This window comes from Nocardioides sp. NPDC006303, assembly GCF_040613175.1.
In the GTDB taxonomy this organism is placed as follows: Bacteria; Actinomycetota; Actinomycetes; order Propionibacteriales; family Nocardioidaceae; genus Nocardioides.
In genome coordinates, this window is record NZ_JBEXRR010000019.1 from 51,657 (window position 1) to 64,289 (window position 12,633).

Genomic DNA, 12,633 nt, shown 5'->3' on the forward strand with positions numbered 1-12,633 from the left:
TTTTGTCAGCTCGCCGGCCGGACGATGCCGTGGTCGTACGCGAAGACGATCGCGGCGGCGCGGTCGCGGAGGTCGAGCTTGGCGAAGATGCGGCCGATGTGGGACTTGACGGTGAGCTCGGAGATGACGAGCCGTTCGGCGATCTCGGAGTTGGTCCAGCCGGAGGCGAGGCCGCGGAGGACCTCGAGCTCACGGTCGGTGAGCTCGGAGACCTCGACGGCGCTCGACGCCGGTGCGACGGCGGAGCGGTAGGTGGCCAGGACGCGGCCGGTGATGGCGGGGTCGAGCCAGGCGTCGCCGAGAGCGACGGAGCGTACGGCCATGACCAGCTCCTCGGCGGGCGAGTCCTTGAGGATGAAGCCGGCGGCGCCAGCACGGAGGGCTCCGGAGACGAGCTCGTCCTCGTCGAACGTGGTCAGCACCAGCACCGGCGGCGCCGACGGCAGCGCCCGCACGAGGCCGGTGGCGGTGATCCCGTCGACCTGCCGCATCCGAAGATCCATGACCACGACATCGGCCGGGCTGGCCTCGAGCGCCGCGACCACCTCGGAGCCGTCGCCGCACTCGGCGACGATCTCCAGCCCGTCGCGCCGCCGCAGGATGCGGCGCAGGCCGCTGCGTACGAGCTCCTGGTCGTCGACCACGATCACCCGGATCGGCGAGGAGCCATTGACCGGCGTCATGCGAGGGCCTTGCGTACGAGACAGTGCGATGGGATCACCAGGTCAACCTTCCACATCGACTCCTCGGCGCCCGCCGACAACCGGCCGCGGAGCTGCTCGGCGCGGGCCGCCATGCCGGCCAGCCCGGACCCCTCGCCGACCCCGCGCCTCGTGCCGACGAGCGGGTTCTGCACGGAAAGACGTACGCCGTCGGCGACCGCCAACGAGACCGAGACCGGTGCGCCGGGAGCGTGCCGGATGGCGTTGGCGAGCGACTCCTGCAGGATCCGGTAGATGCCCAGCCCGACCCCGGCGTCGATGCGGGAGAGGTCGCCGGAGGACGAGAACGTGATCGCCTGGCCCGCGCTGCGGCCCTCCTCCACCAGCCGGACCACGTCCGCGGCGCCGGGAAGCGGCGCGGTGCCGGTGCCGGCGGTGGACAGCGCCCCGATCGTACGCCGGATCTCGGCCATCGCCCGGCGCCCGACCGCCTCCGCCTCAGTGAGCGCGGACACCGCCTCGTCCGGTTCGTCGCCCTCGGCGACGGAGCGTCGCGCCGCGGTCAGGTGCAGCAGGGTGATCGAGAGCGAATGCCCCACCAGGTCGTGGATCTCGCGGGCGATCCGGATGCGCTCGGCCTCGGTCGCGCGGGCGTGCTCCTGCGAACGCGCCTGCCGTTCGGCCCGCAGCGCCCGCATCTGGGCGAGGATCAGCAGCCCGAGGATCCAGCCGACGAAGAGCAGCAGGAAGTGGACGCCGACGCCGCTGGGTGTGTCGGAGGCGAAGATCCCCATCACCACGGCCGAGGCGATCGCGTAGAGGGTCCCGGTCCGGAAGCCTTCGCGGACGACCATCTCGAGAGTGAGCGGGACCAGCACCGCCGGCGCGAAGTCGTGCTGTGGCCAGAACGCGGAGGCGGGCTGCGACATCAGCCAGGCCGACCCGGCCAGGGTCGGCACGAGGTCGACCGCCCACATGTGGTTCTTGAGCCACTCACCGGTGTTCGGGATGAAGAAGATGCTCAGCGACGGGACGACGATGACCAGGCCGGCGACGACCATGTCGCCGGCGGCCTCGCGCTGGAGCACCGCCACGGTGACCATCGCGAGGAGCCCGAAGGCCGACAGCAGCGGCGCCCACCAGGGGATGTCGAGACCCTTGCTGCGGCAGCGCCGTTCCAGGAAGTCACGCACATCGCGAGCCGAGTCCTGGACACTCATGCCGTTCAGTCTAGAAACGCGTGACTCGTGTCGCATCCGACCACGGCAGGCGGCGGCTCTCCTACCACGGTAGGAACGCAGGTACCTGCCAGCGGCCGATGCGCCGAGGCGTGGCCGATCCGTAGCGTCGAACCATCGCGACGACAACGGAGACGGTGAGGACGATGACGTGGACCCAGACCCATGAGCGCTACCGGCTGCTGAACGAGGCCGAGGCGGAGCTGCGATCCGGCTTCGCGCGCCGGCTTCCGTGGTCACCGGCCCACGCCGAGGCCTTCGGCACCCCGGAGCGTCTGGCTCAGGCCCTCCGGCACCGGTGGCGGATCCGGTTCCAGGCGCAGCTCGACCCGACGCTGTCGCAGGAGGAGTACGAGGCGACCTTCGCCGATCTGCTGGCCGACCTGGCGCCGCTGATGGGCCGGATCGGCACCCACGAGTTCCGCGAGGAGTTGGCCGATGCCTCGGCTTGAACAGTCACTGATCGAAAGGCCGAGGTCGTACGCCCGCTGGGCTCTCTCCCAGGGCATCAACCGAGCGGTGCTGAGCCTCGCGTCGAGGCGCGGCGACCCACTTGCCGAACTGATGTGGTCGCGGGACATGCCGGACTACGGCCGCCTGCGAGCCCGCGGCCCGATCCACATCAACCCGTTCATGGCCGGCACGGTGTCGTACGCCGCCGCGAACGAGATCCTGCGCAGCAGCGACTTCGGCGTCGGTGACGGCCAAGGCGAGCTGCCCGTGCCGCTTCGGTGGCTGCTCGGCAAGGTGAGCGCGCCCGACGCCTTGGGTCCGGTCGACCCACCGTCGATGCTCGCCGTCGACCCACCGCTGCACACCCGCTACCGCAAGCACGTCTCGAAGGCGTTCACCGCCCGCCGGATCAGCTCGATGGCCGAGATGGTCACCGCGGTCGCCGGTGACCTGCTCGACGAGATCGACCCGCGCGAGGGGCGCGTCGACATCATCGAGGAGTACGCCGCGAAGCTCCCGATCGCTGTCATCGCCGAGCTGTTGGGGGTGCCCGCCGCGGATCGCGCCGACATCCTGCGCTGGGGCGACCAGGCCGCCGCCATCCTCGATCCGGGGTTGTCGTGGCGCGACTACGCCGAGGTCGAGACCGCGATGAGGTCCCTGCACCACTGGTTCGAGGACCACGTACGCCGCCTCCGCTCCGACCCCGGCGACGACCTCCTCAGCGCCCTAGTGATCGCCGGCGACCTCGACGACATCGAGCTCCACGCCCTCGGTCTCCTGCTCCTGGCGGCCGGCTTCGAGACCACTGTCAACCTGCTCGGTAACGCGGTCGCCGCCTTGGACGCCCACCCGGACCAGCGCTCCCTTGTGTTGGCGGACCCGTCGCTCATCGACGGCGTCATCGAGGAGACCCTGCGCTGGGACCCGCCGGTCATGGCCACCGTCCGCGAGGCCTATGCCGCGACGAGCGTCGCGGGCGTGGACGTCGCCAAAGGCACCGCTGTCGCCGTCGTCCTCGGCGGCGCCAACCGCGACCCGTCGGTGTTCGAGGACCCCGACACGTACGACATCACCCGACCCAACGCCGACCAGCACCTCTCCTTCTCCGCCGGCGCCCACTTCTGCCTCGGCGCCAGCCTCGCGCGCCTCGAGACCCGCGTAGGCCTCCGCATGCTGTTCGAGCGCTTCCCCACCCTGCGCGTCACAGGCCAAGCCGTACGCCGCCCCACCCGCATCCTCCGCGGCTACGCATCCCTGCCCGTCGCCCTGTGAGCCGTGATGTACTACTCCTACTGAGGCACCCGCCGGGGGTGCGTACGGAAGCCTCGGGAGGGCGAATCATGGGCGATGGCAACGAGCTCAGCGTCAAGTACGACACTCTGAACCGAGTTCGCCGCGACCTCGAGGAACAGAAGTCGAAAGTCGAGAGTCTCGAACTCGGCGCAGCGCCGGCCATCGCGGCCTTTGGTGGTTCTGCAAAGGGCGAATGGCTCGCAAATGCCGTGGTCAAAGGGCATCAGAACATCAAAGAGGCCAAGCGGGACACGGTGCAGGGCTTGGAGAAGTACGCCAGTGCGGTCGACGACGCCATGCACGACATCGCTGCAACCGACGAGGGCGCCGCGATCGTTGCGAAGAAGATGGCCGACGCGCTTGCCCTGATGAGCAACCCGCTCGTGATCTTCAACAAAGAGTTTGGCGGCAAGATCCCGTTTATCTGATGGGTCTCAAATCAATTTATAGGACTTTGTACGTCGGCATGATCTGGGTGATCAACGCCTCTGAGCCCTTGCGGTCTATGTCGGCCTTGTTGAAGTCCCAGGTCACGGTGACCTGGTCGCCGGCCTCGGGCGCGAGGGTTCCGTAGACGTCCTGCCACTTGTTCTCCGTCTCACCCAGGAAGTGGAAGAAAAGGGAGCCATTGATCGTCTCGTTGGGCAGACGCTTAAGTTTTGCCAGGTCCTTGCTCAGGTCCTTCTCATGGAGATCTGCGAGTTCCTCAAGCTCGCCCTCCGTGCCGTCGTTGCGGTACACATTGGCCTGGAGGTTGCCGAATCCGGGCGAGATCCCGATCGCGTCCTTCGGTGCTCGAATCGTTTGCGAGTCGTCGCCATCTGAGGTCACCCTCCAGTCTGAGGGAACCTGCAGTTGTGCCGCGCCCACGGACGCCGTTTGCCAGTCCGAGGGCACCTCAGGTTCATTTGACGCTGAAGGCGTCGCAGTGCCGGTCTCTGTGCTCGTTGCACCCGGAGTGGATGGATCCTTCGTCGGGGTGTTGTCCGAGGAACAACCGGTGACGGCCAGAGCGACGGTAAGTGTCAGGGTGGCGGTAATCGCCCGAGACGTCTTCATGGGATCGCACTCTAGAGCAACTACCGTAGGTGCGTGGCGCCCGCAACCGTCATGCTGTTCAATGGGGCTGGCGGGGCATCAGCGCCCGGAAATTCAGTCGCTCGGGAGGGATCGACATGTCGGTACGCGGACCTTGGATGCAAAGACTGGGCGACTACGTCAAGGGTGCAGACATCGCAGCCATCGACAGGTTGATCGAACAGTGGGGTAACGCCGATACGAGGTTCCGTGCGTCTGGTCACACCCTTGATCAGAGTGGTAAGGCGGCGGAGGAGGGATTCTCGGCTGCGTCGATGTCGGGTCAGGCCGCCCGCCAGAGCATGGTGGCGTCGGGGGACAAGACGACTGAGAAGGCTGACACTCTCAAGAAGGCTGTGGCCGCGCTGGAGGATGTGCGCGGCAAGATGTCTACGGCAATCCGCGAACACGCTCGTCTCGAGGCAACCCTGCCCGCTTCCCATGGCGCTCCGCCAGACGCCTCCGACCCGAAATACGCTCAGTCTGGAACAGGTGTCGACGCAACGAAGGCAGCAGCAAACCAGAAGGCCCTCCAGGATGCTCGCTCCGCCCACGCGGCCCGAGAGGCTGCGATCGCCGAGGCAGAGCGGATCGCTGCACAACACGTACAGGACGTGGACACTTCGATCGACGAGGCGGAGCCGAAGGTCAGGGCCCTCTATGACGACGGCAGCGGTTCTGATCCCGTTCCTCCCGGCACCTCGGGCGCGCCCGGGTCAGCGAGTCAGGTCGCGGCCGCCCAGGCGCGCGCGGCGAAGTACAACTCCGGCACTCTCTACGCTGACGGTTGGGGCCACGAGTTGATCGCTCAGGAGAAGGCCGACATCGAGGCGCACAAGGCCGAGAACAAGCCCGAGTGGAACGGCACCGAGTGGATCAACGCCGACGGCACTCCCGCTCCCGCGACCTCGTACGCGATGGTCGAGACGGCTGACGGCCTAGCGCCGCTCGCTGGCGGCACGGGCGGGATGTCCGCCCTCGCGATCGCCGGCGGCGGAGCCCTGCTCGGTGCCGGAGTGGCCAAGGCGATCGCCAGCAAGCTCTCCGCTGGTGCGTCTGCGAAGGCAGCAACTGCCGGCGCTACGTCCCGGTCGGCCGCTGCCAGGGCTGGAGCGGCTGGTGCCCGCGCAGGCACTGGAGGCGGCGCAGGTCGCGGTGCGAGTGCTGGGGCGCGAGGCACTGGGGGAGGCGCCCGCGGTGCAGGTGCTGGCGGACGTGGCGGAAGAGGTGGTCCTGCAAGTGCCGGCAGCCGCGCAGGACGCGCTGGAGCTGCCGGCGGCCGTGGCGGCAAGAGGGACGACAAGGCGAACGGCCAGGACCAAGACTGGCAGGCCGACTACACCGACGACTGGACCGACCCCAACTACAACGCCTCCCCGACCGTCATCGGTGACGAGTGGAAGCAACGCAAGTCGCAGCAAGACGCCGAGTAGCGCATCACAACCAACGGCTCTGATACGACGATCGAACTACGGACAGGGCCGTTGGCACGGCCTGCTGAGGCTGCCCCTCGCAGCGTCAGCAGCGGCTTATCGAGCGCCTTCGTGGAGCACGTGGTTCCCATAGCCTGGAGGCGGGCTGGCCAACCTCAATCCCCTTGCGGGCTCTGGACGCGCGCGACTGAGCAGGGCCTGCCTTGTGATGCGGCGCAGTACGACTTGGACTAACATCCAATGTTGGTAAAGAAGATATGCATCCACGTGGCACTCGGGGGTACGCCATGACGATCGATGTACGTCCAAGAGACCTGCGCAGGGCCGCTGCAGCCATGGAAGCGGCCAACGAGCAGGTCGAGAACGCCAATCCCAGTGATCGCATGGCCGAGATCTCTTCTGGCCTTCCAGGCGGAGCGAGCGCCAGTCAGGTGGCGCCTCTGATCAGTGCCCTCGATGCCCGGTTCGGGGATTGGTGCGACGGCGCAACCCAGCAGAGCGACGGTTATCGGGGCGCGGCTCGCGATTACGAGGCGACCGATCATGACGCCGGCAGCGAAGGCCGTCGGCAGCAGACAACGGTAAGCGTTGTCGGTGACCATTGGACGGGTGGTCCGACGCCGGGAAGTGGGTTCAATCGCGGGCCTGCGATCGTCCGTCCTGGCGATACCGTCAGAGGGAATCTGGCTCGAATCGCCGGGCGGATGGACGGCGACCACTGATGGTGACCATAGCCGAGTTGCTGGACTGGCAGCCGAAGGTGATCGACAGCCTTGCTGAGTATCTGATGGACAAGCGCACGATCCTGCTGCGACTTCAGGATGAGATCCATGATTCCCGCCCCCCGGAGTCTTGGAAGGCTCCTGCGGCCGCTAGCGCCTGGAAGTATTACGACCAGAAGCGGATCCGCCTCAACGACCTCGCTGCGCAGGTCGCAGACCTGGCGGTCACGGCCAAGGAAACCGGCACGGAGGTGAAGGGCGCCCAAGATGACCTTCATGGTGCCCTTGATCTGGCCGCAGGCGAGGGCTACACGGTGAACCACCACACCGGTGAGGTCACCCCTCCCACGGTGAAGCTGCCACCTGATCCGCGCATACTGGACCCAGTTTCACGGAAGGCAGATCTCGAAGCTCGAGTAGCCGAAGTGGAGCGGGAACAGGCGGTTCGCGCGGAGGACCTGGCCCAACTCATCGACCAGGCTCTCAAGCGCGCCGAGTGGGCAGATGTCGGCCTGGCCGACTCGATGACGAAGACGACCAGCGGGGAGACCCGTGGCGGAAGCGGGACTATCGGCGACGCGGTCGCTTCTCAGCTTCCGCCGTCCCTCGATGAACTCAGCCCGGAGGAGATCGTCGAGTTGTTGGGGAACGAGATTGCCGTCGAGACAGTCATGGCCTACCTCGAGGGACACATCCCGGTCTACCAGTCTTTCACTGCTGACTTCGGTGGAGCAGCCACCTACAAGGTCATGCAGAACGGACAGGTGAGGATGTCGCTGCATATCGACACCGGCGTCGGCCTCAGGGGCAAAGGCGAAGGGGTCGAGGGCGGCGTAGGCGTAGGCGGGTTCACCGACTTCGAGATCACGTTCGACTCCAAGGACGAGGCCGACCGGTTCCTCGCCGGGCTCGATGATGCCGCCAAGGACGTCAGCATGGTCGGTGGGCGACCGGTACCGATCGGTCTCGGCGCGTACATCCAGAAGGAGAACATCACGAGTAGCAGGGTCGGCCTCTACGGCGAGGGCGACTTTGGGTTCAAAACTCCGTATGCCAGTGGGGGCGTCGATGGTCGGACCGAGGGCTGGTATGACGAAAAGAACAACGAGTACGGGGTCAAGGTTGAGGCATCCGTCAGCGGCATGGCCGGTCACCCCGATACGGGCGTGAAGAGCGGTGGCTCCGCCGACTTCGCCGGTGAGGTCAAAGTCCGCGACAACGGTTCCCCCAGGGAAGTCACTCTTTCTGGGGCACTCACCGGTGCGGCTGCCAACGACAAGCTTGGCCTCAACATCCCGGGCATAGGCTCGGGAGGCGGCGCTGACGTCGAGCTCAAGATGGACGACTCCAACGCGATGTGGGGCGAGATGCGGGAAGCCCTCGACAGTGGGGATATGTCACGCGCAGCAGAGATCGCTATGGATCACGGGCAGGTCGTTGCGCGCGCCACCACGGTCACCACAAGCGATCAAGAGATCGGCGTGGTAGAGGCGGGGAGCAAGTCGACTTCGTCTCAGCAGACTTGGGTGCGGCCGGCGAACACCCAGGACTTCGTCGCCATCGATCCGCACACCAGACCGCAGCCAGGGGCCCGGTGATGCCCTGCGACGATGTACGCGGTGACCGGGCGGCGCAGGCAACCGACGTGGATTCTGACCGTGAACTAACATCTGCGATGACACCAAGCCTCCGGCTGATCGAATAGGAGAAGCGTGTGCTCAAATGGATCCTGGCCGGCGTCGGCTTTCTTGCCGCGATGGTCGCCATCTTCGTCGGAGTCGTGATGTTCGTCTTCAACCGCGAAGCCCCGGACACTAGCAATCTCACCGAGCTTCATAGCGCTCAGGTCCTTGACCTGACCGACATCGGGAGCAGCTACCGGGTCGTTTACGAGTATGAAATCGACGATCAGACCTTCTACGGGAAAGAGACGATCAGTTCCAAGAGTATGAGCGAAGGCAGCACCTTCTTCATCTGCCTGGACCCATCGGAACCCGCGCAGCACTCACTCACCTACTCCGACTGCGGTCCCGACGGCCCGGTTAGCCCCCGAGAGGGGCTCAAGGAGAAGCCGAGCCTTTGAGGGCGATAGAGACTCTTCCCGCATTGCAACGCACATGGCGCGTGGACCCGACGGCGTCTGGAGTTGCGAGGTCTTGATGGCAATTCCTCGGCCAGATGTCAGTGAGCGAAATCCTTCCTAGAAAACCCTTGTGGTTCCAGCCGTGAGACTGGAGCCAGCCGAAGAGCGGGTCCTTGATCCGACTGGTCTCGAAGGAGTAGGCCACTGGATCAATGCCCGTCTGGGATCGTCGCCGCCGATTGAGGAGCGGTTAAGGCCGCCGCACTGGAAGCTCCAGGACTTCTCGACGCGCTTGCCGGAGTGCCACTCCATCTCGCGCCGAGATTGAAGCCGTCGTCGGTGAAGCCCGTCTCCCACTCGGTGGACGTGCGGACCTCGTTGTAGTCGAAGGTCCCGTCCCGCTCGTTGAGAGTGACGGTCAAGCGGTAGGACTCGTCAGCGTGGGTCGCCTGTGTTGGATAGAGGCTGGTCACCTTGGCGATGTCCCACCAGCCAATGATCTGGTTCCCTTGGGCGAAGAAGCTGAAGGGCTGGTCCGGCACGTTGAGCGTCACGATCTGCGGAAGCAGTTCCGGGATTGGCGTGGGCAGACGTGCTCAGCTTTCGTCGACTTCGACGTCGAAGTTCATCGAGGTTCCCTCGACTTCGGTGACGGTGACCGTGAGGCCGATCTCGTCGGTCCCGGCGCTGAGCGTGCACCTCATCGTCTCGCCCACCTTTCCGGCCAGATCGCCGGGACAGTCGATCCTGTCGGGGCGTTGGCCGACCTCCTCCTCCAAGATGCTGGAGACCCGTTCCTCGAGCATGATCTCTTCGGCGGTGACCTCCGGCGTGCTTCCGTCCTTCGTGGTCGAGGCGACCTTGTAGTCGAAGCGAACGTCGAGGCCGTCGACCTTCGTGACGGTCAGCTTGACGGCGTACTCAGCGCTGTCGTCGATCAGCGTGCACTCCATGGTGGTGTCCAGCTCGCCCTCGAGGTCGCCCGGGCACTCGATCTTGTCTGGCTTCGTTCCGGTCTCCTTCTCGAGCGCCTGGGCGAGCGTCTGCTCGACGTCGGCTCTGTCCAAGGAGGGTCCAGCGTTGAAGGAGATGGAGCATGCAGCTGTCGCCGCCAAGAGCGCCGCGCCCGCGAATGCGCCCGAGACGGCGCGTTTTACTGTCATGCAGTCATGTAATCATGTTCGAATCTCTTTGAGATCGTTTGCTTGCAATTGTCTCTGATCAACACACCTCAAAGACGTACGTCGCGTCGTCCTGCTCCACGAGGTCGCGGTCGCGGAGGATGGTGAGCGGGGCGCGGGCGGGATCGGCGCAGACGTCGGCGAAGGAGAGGTCGGCTTCGGTTAGCGAGTCGGGGTACTCGATCTGGAGCACATGCGAGCCGTAGACGTCGGTGTAGGCGGCGCATTCGGAGTAGGCGCCGCACTCCTCGACGACGGCGAAGTCGAAGCCGAGGTCGTCGTGGGCGGGGCGGGCGGCTTCGGCGGCGTTCTTCTGGGCGATCGCCAGGCCGAGGTCGTGGGCGGCGGTGACATAGGCGGAGGCCAGGGCGAGCGCCCCCTCCTTCGAGATCGCGTCGAAGCGGGTCCAGGTGTCGAGGTTGTCGATCTCGACGGCGTCGAAGCCGTCGTCCGCGCAGCCTTCGATGACTGGGCCGACCACCTCGAGGATCGAGGCGCGAGCAGAGGCGGTGGAGGGGTCGAGGATGATCTCGTCGGGCCAGTCGGGGTCGCGTACGGGATCGCCGGAGGCGTCGCGCAGCAGGGCGGACGGGCGATCGGACCAGTCGGAGCCGGGCTGGGTCTGGAAGCCGTTGACGTAGCAGACGTTGTAGGCGTCCTCGAGCGGGGTGGCGGTGGCGTCGCGTACGACCACATCGAGAGGTGTGCCGTCGGTCAGCTGATCCGCCGCAGCGCCGAGCTGGTAGTCGAAGACGCCTTCGGTCGGTGGGAGTGCGACCGATGGGGAGCCGCAACTCACCAGGGTGAACAGGCCGACAAGTAGTAGAACGAGGGCCGGGCTGCCAGTGGCAGCCCGGCCCTGCGTACGTGAGCGGATCAGTGGAGGACCGTCGGAGCGGCGGCTCCGTGCTCGGCCTTGCTCTTGGGCAGGAACCACGCCGGGATGAGCGTGACCAGCACCAGGATCGCGGCGATCACGAAGGTGGTCGAGAACGCCTCGGCCATCTCGACCGGGATGGCCTTGAAGACCTCGGGCAGCTTGGCCGGGTCGAGACCCAGCGAAGCGGCAGCCTCACCGACCTTCTGCTGGTTGGCCGGGTCGGCCATGAACGACTCCAGACCGCCGGTCGAAACCCCGAGCTTGTCGGCGAGGTCATCCGCCGTGGAGATCGACTCCTTGCTGGTCAGCGCGTTGGTGAGAAGCACCGAGAAGAGCGCGGTGCCGGCGGAGGCAGCGACCTGCTGGACGATGTTCACCAGAGTCGTACCTCGGGCGATGGTGTGCTCGCGCAGCGTCGCCTGGGCGGCGGCGAAGGTCGGCATCATCGTCGCGCCCATGCCGAGGCCCATGACGAACAGCGACAGGAGGAGGTACCAGTAGGGCGTGGCCTCGTCGAGCCGCGAGAACATGAACATGCCCACCGCGATCGTGGTCAGACCGCTGAGGACGACCTTGCCCGGGCCCGTGCGGTCCGCGAGCATGCCGGCGATCGGCATCGTGACCATCGCGCCCAGACCCTGCGGAGCCAGCAGCAGACCGGCGTGGAGGGCGTCCTCGCCGCGTACCTGCTGGTAGTAGAGCGGGAAGAGCAGCGAGGCCCCGAAGAACGCCATCGCGAAGATCGACAGGGTGATCACCGCGACGGTGAGCTCCTTGTTGCCGAAGAGACGGATGTCGATCAGCGGGTGGTCGTTGCGGGACGACAGCGCCCACGGGATGAACGCGGCGATCAGCACCAGACCCGCGACCATGAAGGAGAGCACCTTGGTGTCCAGCAGAGTGCCCGCCTCGGGGATCGAGGAGACGCCGTAGAGGAACAGCGCCAGCCCCGGGGACAGCAGCACCATGCCGAGGAAGTCGAAGGACTGCGACGGCTCGACGTGGTCCTTGGGCAGCGCCCGCCAGGCGTACACCAGGGCGACGACACCGATCGGGATGTTGATCAGGAAGATCCAGTGCCACGACGCCGAGTCGATCAGCGCGCCACCGATGATGGGGCCGAGGATCGGGCCGAGGAGCATGGGTACGCCCAGGATCGCCATCACACGACCGACCCGCTCGGGGCCGGCGGCGCGGGTCAGGATCGTCATGCCGAGCGGCATCAGCATGCCGCCGCCGAGGCCCTGCAGGACGCGGAAGCCGACCAGCATCGGCAGCGTCGTGGCCAGCGCGCACAGCGCCGAGCCGAGCGCGAAGAGAACGATCGCGGTCATGTAGAGGCGTTTGGTGCCGAACCGGTCGGCGGCCCAACCAGTCAGCGGGATCACCGTCGCCAGGGCGAGGGTGTAGCCGGTCATCGTCCAGGCGACCTCGGCAGAGGTCGCGTCGAACTCGCGCTGGAAGGTCTCCAGGGCGACGGAGACAACGGTGATGTCGAGGATCGACATGATCGATCCGAGTACGACGACGCCCGCGACGATGAGCACGCTCTTGTCGAGGTGATCGTCCGGTGCCTTCTTGGCAGAGATGTCTGTCACGGGTTGACAG

Annotated in this window: 14 protein-coding genes; 7 read left to right on the forward strand and 7 right to left on the reverse strand. The window is 66.4% G+C overall.

Going from position 1 to position 12,633, the window contains the following annotated elements:
* Positions 1-5 precede the first annotated feature (5 nt).
* Positions 6-683, reverse strand: coding sequence for a response regulator transcription factor (locus ABZY89_RS16075; protein WP_355228723.1), 678 nt, complete (start codon positions 681-683; stop codon positions 6-8).
* Positions 680-1,882, reverse strand: coding sequence for a histidine kinase (locus ABZY89_RS16080; RefSeq protein WP_355228725.1), 1,203 nt, complete (start codon positions 1,880-1,882; stop codon positions 680-682). The genes ABZY89_RS16075 and ABZY89_RS16080 overlap by 4 nt, the downstream gene beginning before the upstream one ends.
* 164 nt (positions 1,883-2,046) lie before the next feature.
* Here ABZY89_RS16080 and ABZY89_RS16085 point away from each other — a divergent pair, with 164 nt between their 5' ends.
* The 3 genes from ABZY89_RS16085 to ABZY89_RS16095 all read left to right on the forward strand — a co-directional run bounded on the left by ABZY89_RS16085 (position 2,047) and on the right by ABZY89_RS16095 (position 4,077).
* Positions 2,047-2,352, forward strand: coding sequence for a hypothetical protein (locus tag ABZY89_RS16085; RefSeq protein WP_355228727.1), 306 nt, complete (start codon positions 2,047-2,049; stop codon positions 2,350-2,352).
* Positions 2,339-3,628, forward strand: a complete 1,290-nt coding sequence (locus tag ABZY89_RS16090; protein WP_355228729.1) for a cytochrome P450 — start codon at positions 2,339-2,341, stop codon at positions 3,626-3,628. Before ABZY89_RS16085 ends, ABZY89_RS16090 begins: the two co-directional genes overlap by 14 nt.
* 68 nt (positions 3,629-3,696) lie before the next feature.
* A complete protein-coding gene (locus tag ABZY89_RS16095) occupies positions 3,697-4,077 on the forward strand; it encodes a hypothetical protein (RefSeq protein WP_355228730.1) in 381 nt (126 codons plus the stop codon).
* Positions 4,078-4,093: 16 nt separating this feature from the next.
* Here the strand turns inward: ABZY89_RS16095 and ABZY89_RS16100 are convergent, their stop codons facing one another.
* Positions 4,094-4,708 carry a hypothetical protein gene (locus tag ABZY89_RS16100; protein WP_355228732.1) on the reverse strand — a complete coding sequence of 205 codons (615 nt, stop codon included), beginning with the start codon at positions 4,706-4,708 and terminating at the stop codon, positions 4,094-4,096.
* A 632-nt stretch (positions 4,709-5,340) separates the two neighbouring features.
* Here ABZY89_RS16100 and ABZY89_RS16105 point away from each other — a divergent pair.
* From ABZY89_RS16105 to ABZY89_RS16120, 4 genes are all read left to right on the forward strand, one after another.
* Positions 5,341-6,159 (forward strand): hypothetical protein, encoded by an 819-nt coding sequence (locus tag ABZY89_RS16105; RefSeq protein ID WP_355228734.1) that lies wholly within the window; start codon positions 5,341-5,343, stop codon positions 6,157-6,159.
* 287 nt (positions 6,160-6,446) lie between these two features.
* Entirely contained in the window at positions 6,447-6,881 is a 435-nt protein-coding gene (locus ABZY89_RS16110) for a hypothetical protein (protein WP_355228736.1), read from the forward strand.
* On the forward strand, positions 6,881-8,479 hold the full coding sequence (locus tag ABZY89_RS16115) for a hypothetical protein (protein ID WP_355228738.1): 1,599 nt from the start codon (positions 6,881-6,883) through the stop codon (positions 8,477-8,479). The genes ABZY89_RS16110 and ABZY89_RS16115 overlap by 1 nt, the downstream gene beginning before the upstream one ends.
* A gap of 116 nt (positions 8,480-8,595) precedes the next feature.
* The gene (locus tag ABZY89_RS16120) at positions 8,596-8,964 is read left to right on the forward strand and encodes a hypothetical protein (protein WP_355228740.1); all 369 of its coding nucleotides are present in this window, start codon (positions 8,596-8,598) and stop codon (positions 8,962-8,964) included.
* A 209-nt stretch (positions 8,965-9,173) separates the two neighbouring features.
* On the opposite strand, the gene ABZY89_RS16125 is transcribed toward ABZY89_RS16120, so the two are convergent.
* The 4 genes from ABZY89_RS16125 to ABZY89_RS16140 all read right to left on the reverse strand — a co-directional run bounded on the left by ABZY89_RS16125 (position 9,174) and on the right by ABZY89_RS16140 (position 12,623).
* On the reverse strand, positions 9,174-9,518 hold the full coding sequence (locus ABZY89_RS16125) for a hypothetical protein (RefSeq protein ID WP_355228742.1): 345 nt from the start codon (positions 9,516-9,518) through the stop codon (positions 9,174-9,176).
* A gap of 42 nt (positions 9,519-9,560) precedes the next feature.
* Positions 9,561-10,127 carry a DUF4333 domain-containing protein gene (locus tag ABZY89_RS16130; RefSeq protein ID WP_355228744.1) on the reverse strand — a complete coding sequence of 189 codons (567 nt, stop codon included), beginning with the start codon at positions 10,125-10,127 and terminating at the stop codon, positions 9,561-9,563.
* A gap of 58 nt (positions 10,128-10,185) precedes the next feature.
* A complete protein-coding gene (locus tag ABZY89_RS16135) occupies positions 10,186-10,944 on the reverse strand; it encodes an endo alpha-1,4 polygalactosaminidase (RefSeq protein WP_355228746.1) in 759 nt (252 codons plus the stop codon).
* A gap of 77 nt (positions 10,945-11,021) precedes the next feature.
* A complete protein-coding gene (locus tag ABZY89_RS16140; RefSeq protein ID WP_355228748.1) occupies positions 11,022-12,623 on the reverse strand; it encodes a DHA2 family efflux MFS transporter permease subunit in 1,602 nt (533 codons plus the stop codon).
* Between the last annotated feature and the right edge of the window lie 10 nt (positions 12,624-12,633).

Bases quoted from the DNA above. Each gene is read 5' to 3' on its own strand.
- ABZY89_RS16095 (WP_355228730.1), top strand. From the start codon at position 3,697: ATGGGCGATGGCAACGAGCTCAGCGTCAAGTACGACACTCTGAACCGA.
- ABZY89_RS16085 (WP_355228727.1), top strand. From the start codon at position 2,047: ATGACGTGGACCCAGACCCATGAGCGCTACCGGCTGCTGAACGAGGCC.
- ABZY89_RS16130 (WP_355228744.1), bottom strand. From the start codon at position 10,127: ATGACAGTAAAACGCGCCGTCTCGGGCGCATTCGCGGGCGCGGCGCTC.
- ABZY89_RS16100 (WP_355228732.1), bottom strand. From the start codon at position 4,708: ATGAAGACGTCTCGGGCGATTACCGCCACCCTGACACTTACCGTCGCT.
- ABZY89_RS16110 (WP_355228736.1), top strand. From the start codon at position 6,447: ATGACGATCGATGTACGTCCAAGAGACCTGCGCAGGGCCGCTGCAGCC.
- ABZY89_RS16075 (WP_355228723.1), bottom strand. From the start codon at position 683: ATGACGCCGGTCAATGGCTCCTCGCCGATCCGGGTGATCGTGGTCGAC.
- ABZY89_RS16090 (WP_355228729.1), top strand. From the start codon at position 2,339: ATGCCTCGGCTTGAACAGTCACTGATCGAAAGGCCGAGGTCGTACGCC.
- ABZY89_RS16115 (WP_355228738.1), top strand. From the start codon at position 6,881: ATGGTGACCATAGCCGAGTTGCTGGACTGGCAGCCGAAGGTGATCGAC.
- ABZY89_RS16080 (WP_355228725.1), bottom strand. From the start codon at position 1,882: ATGAGTGTCCAGGACTCGGCTCGCGATGTGCGTGACTTCCTGGAACGG.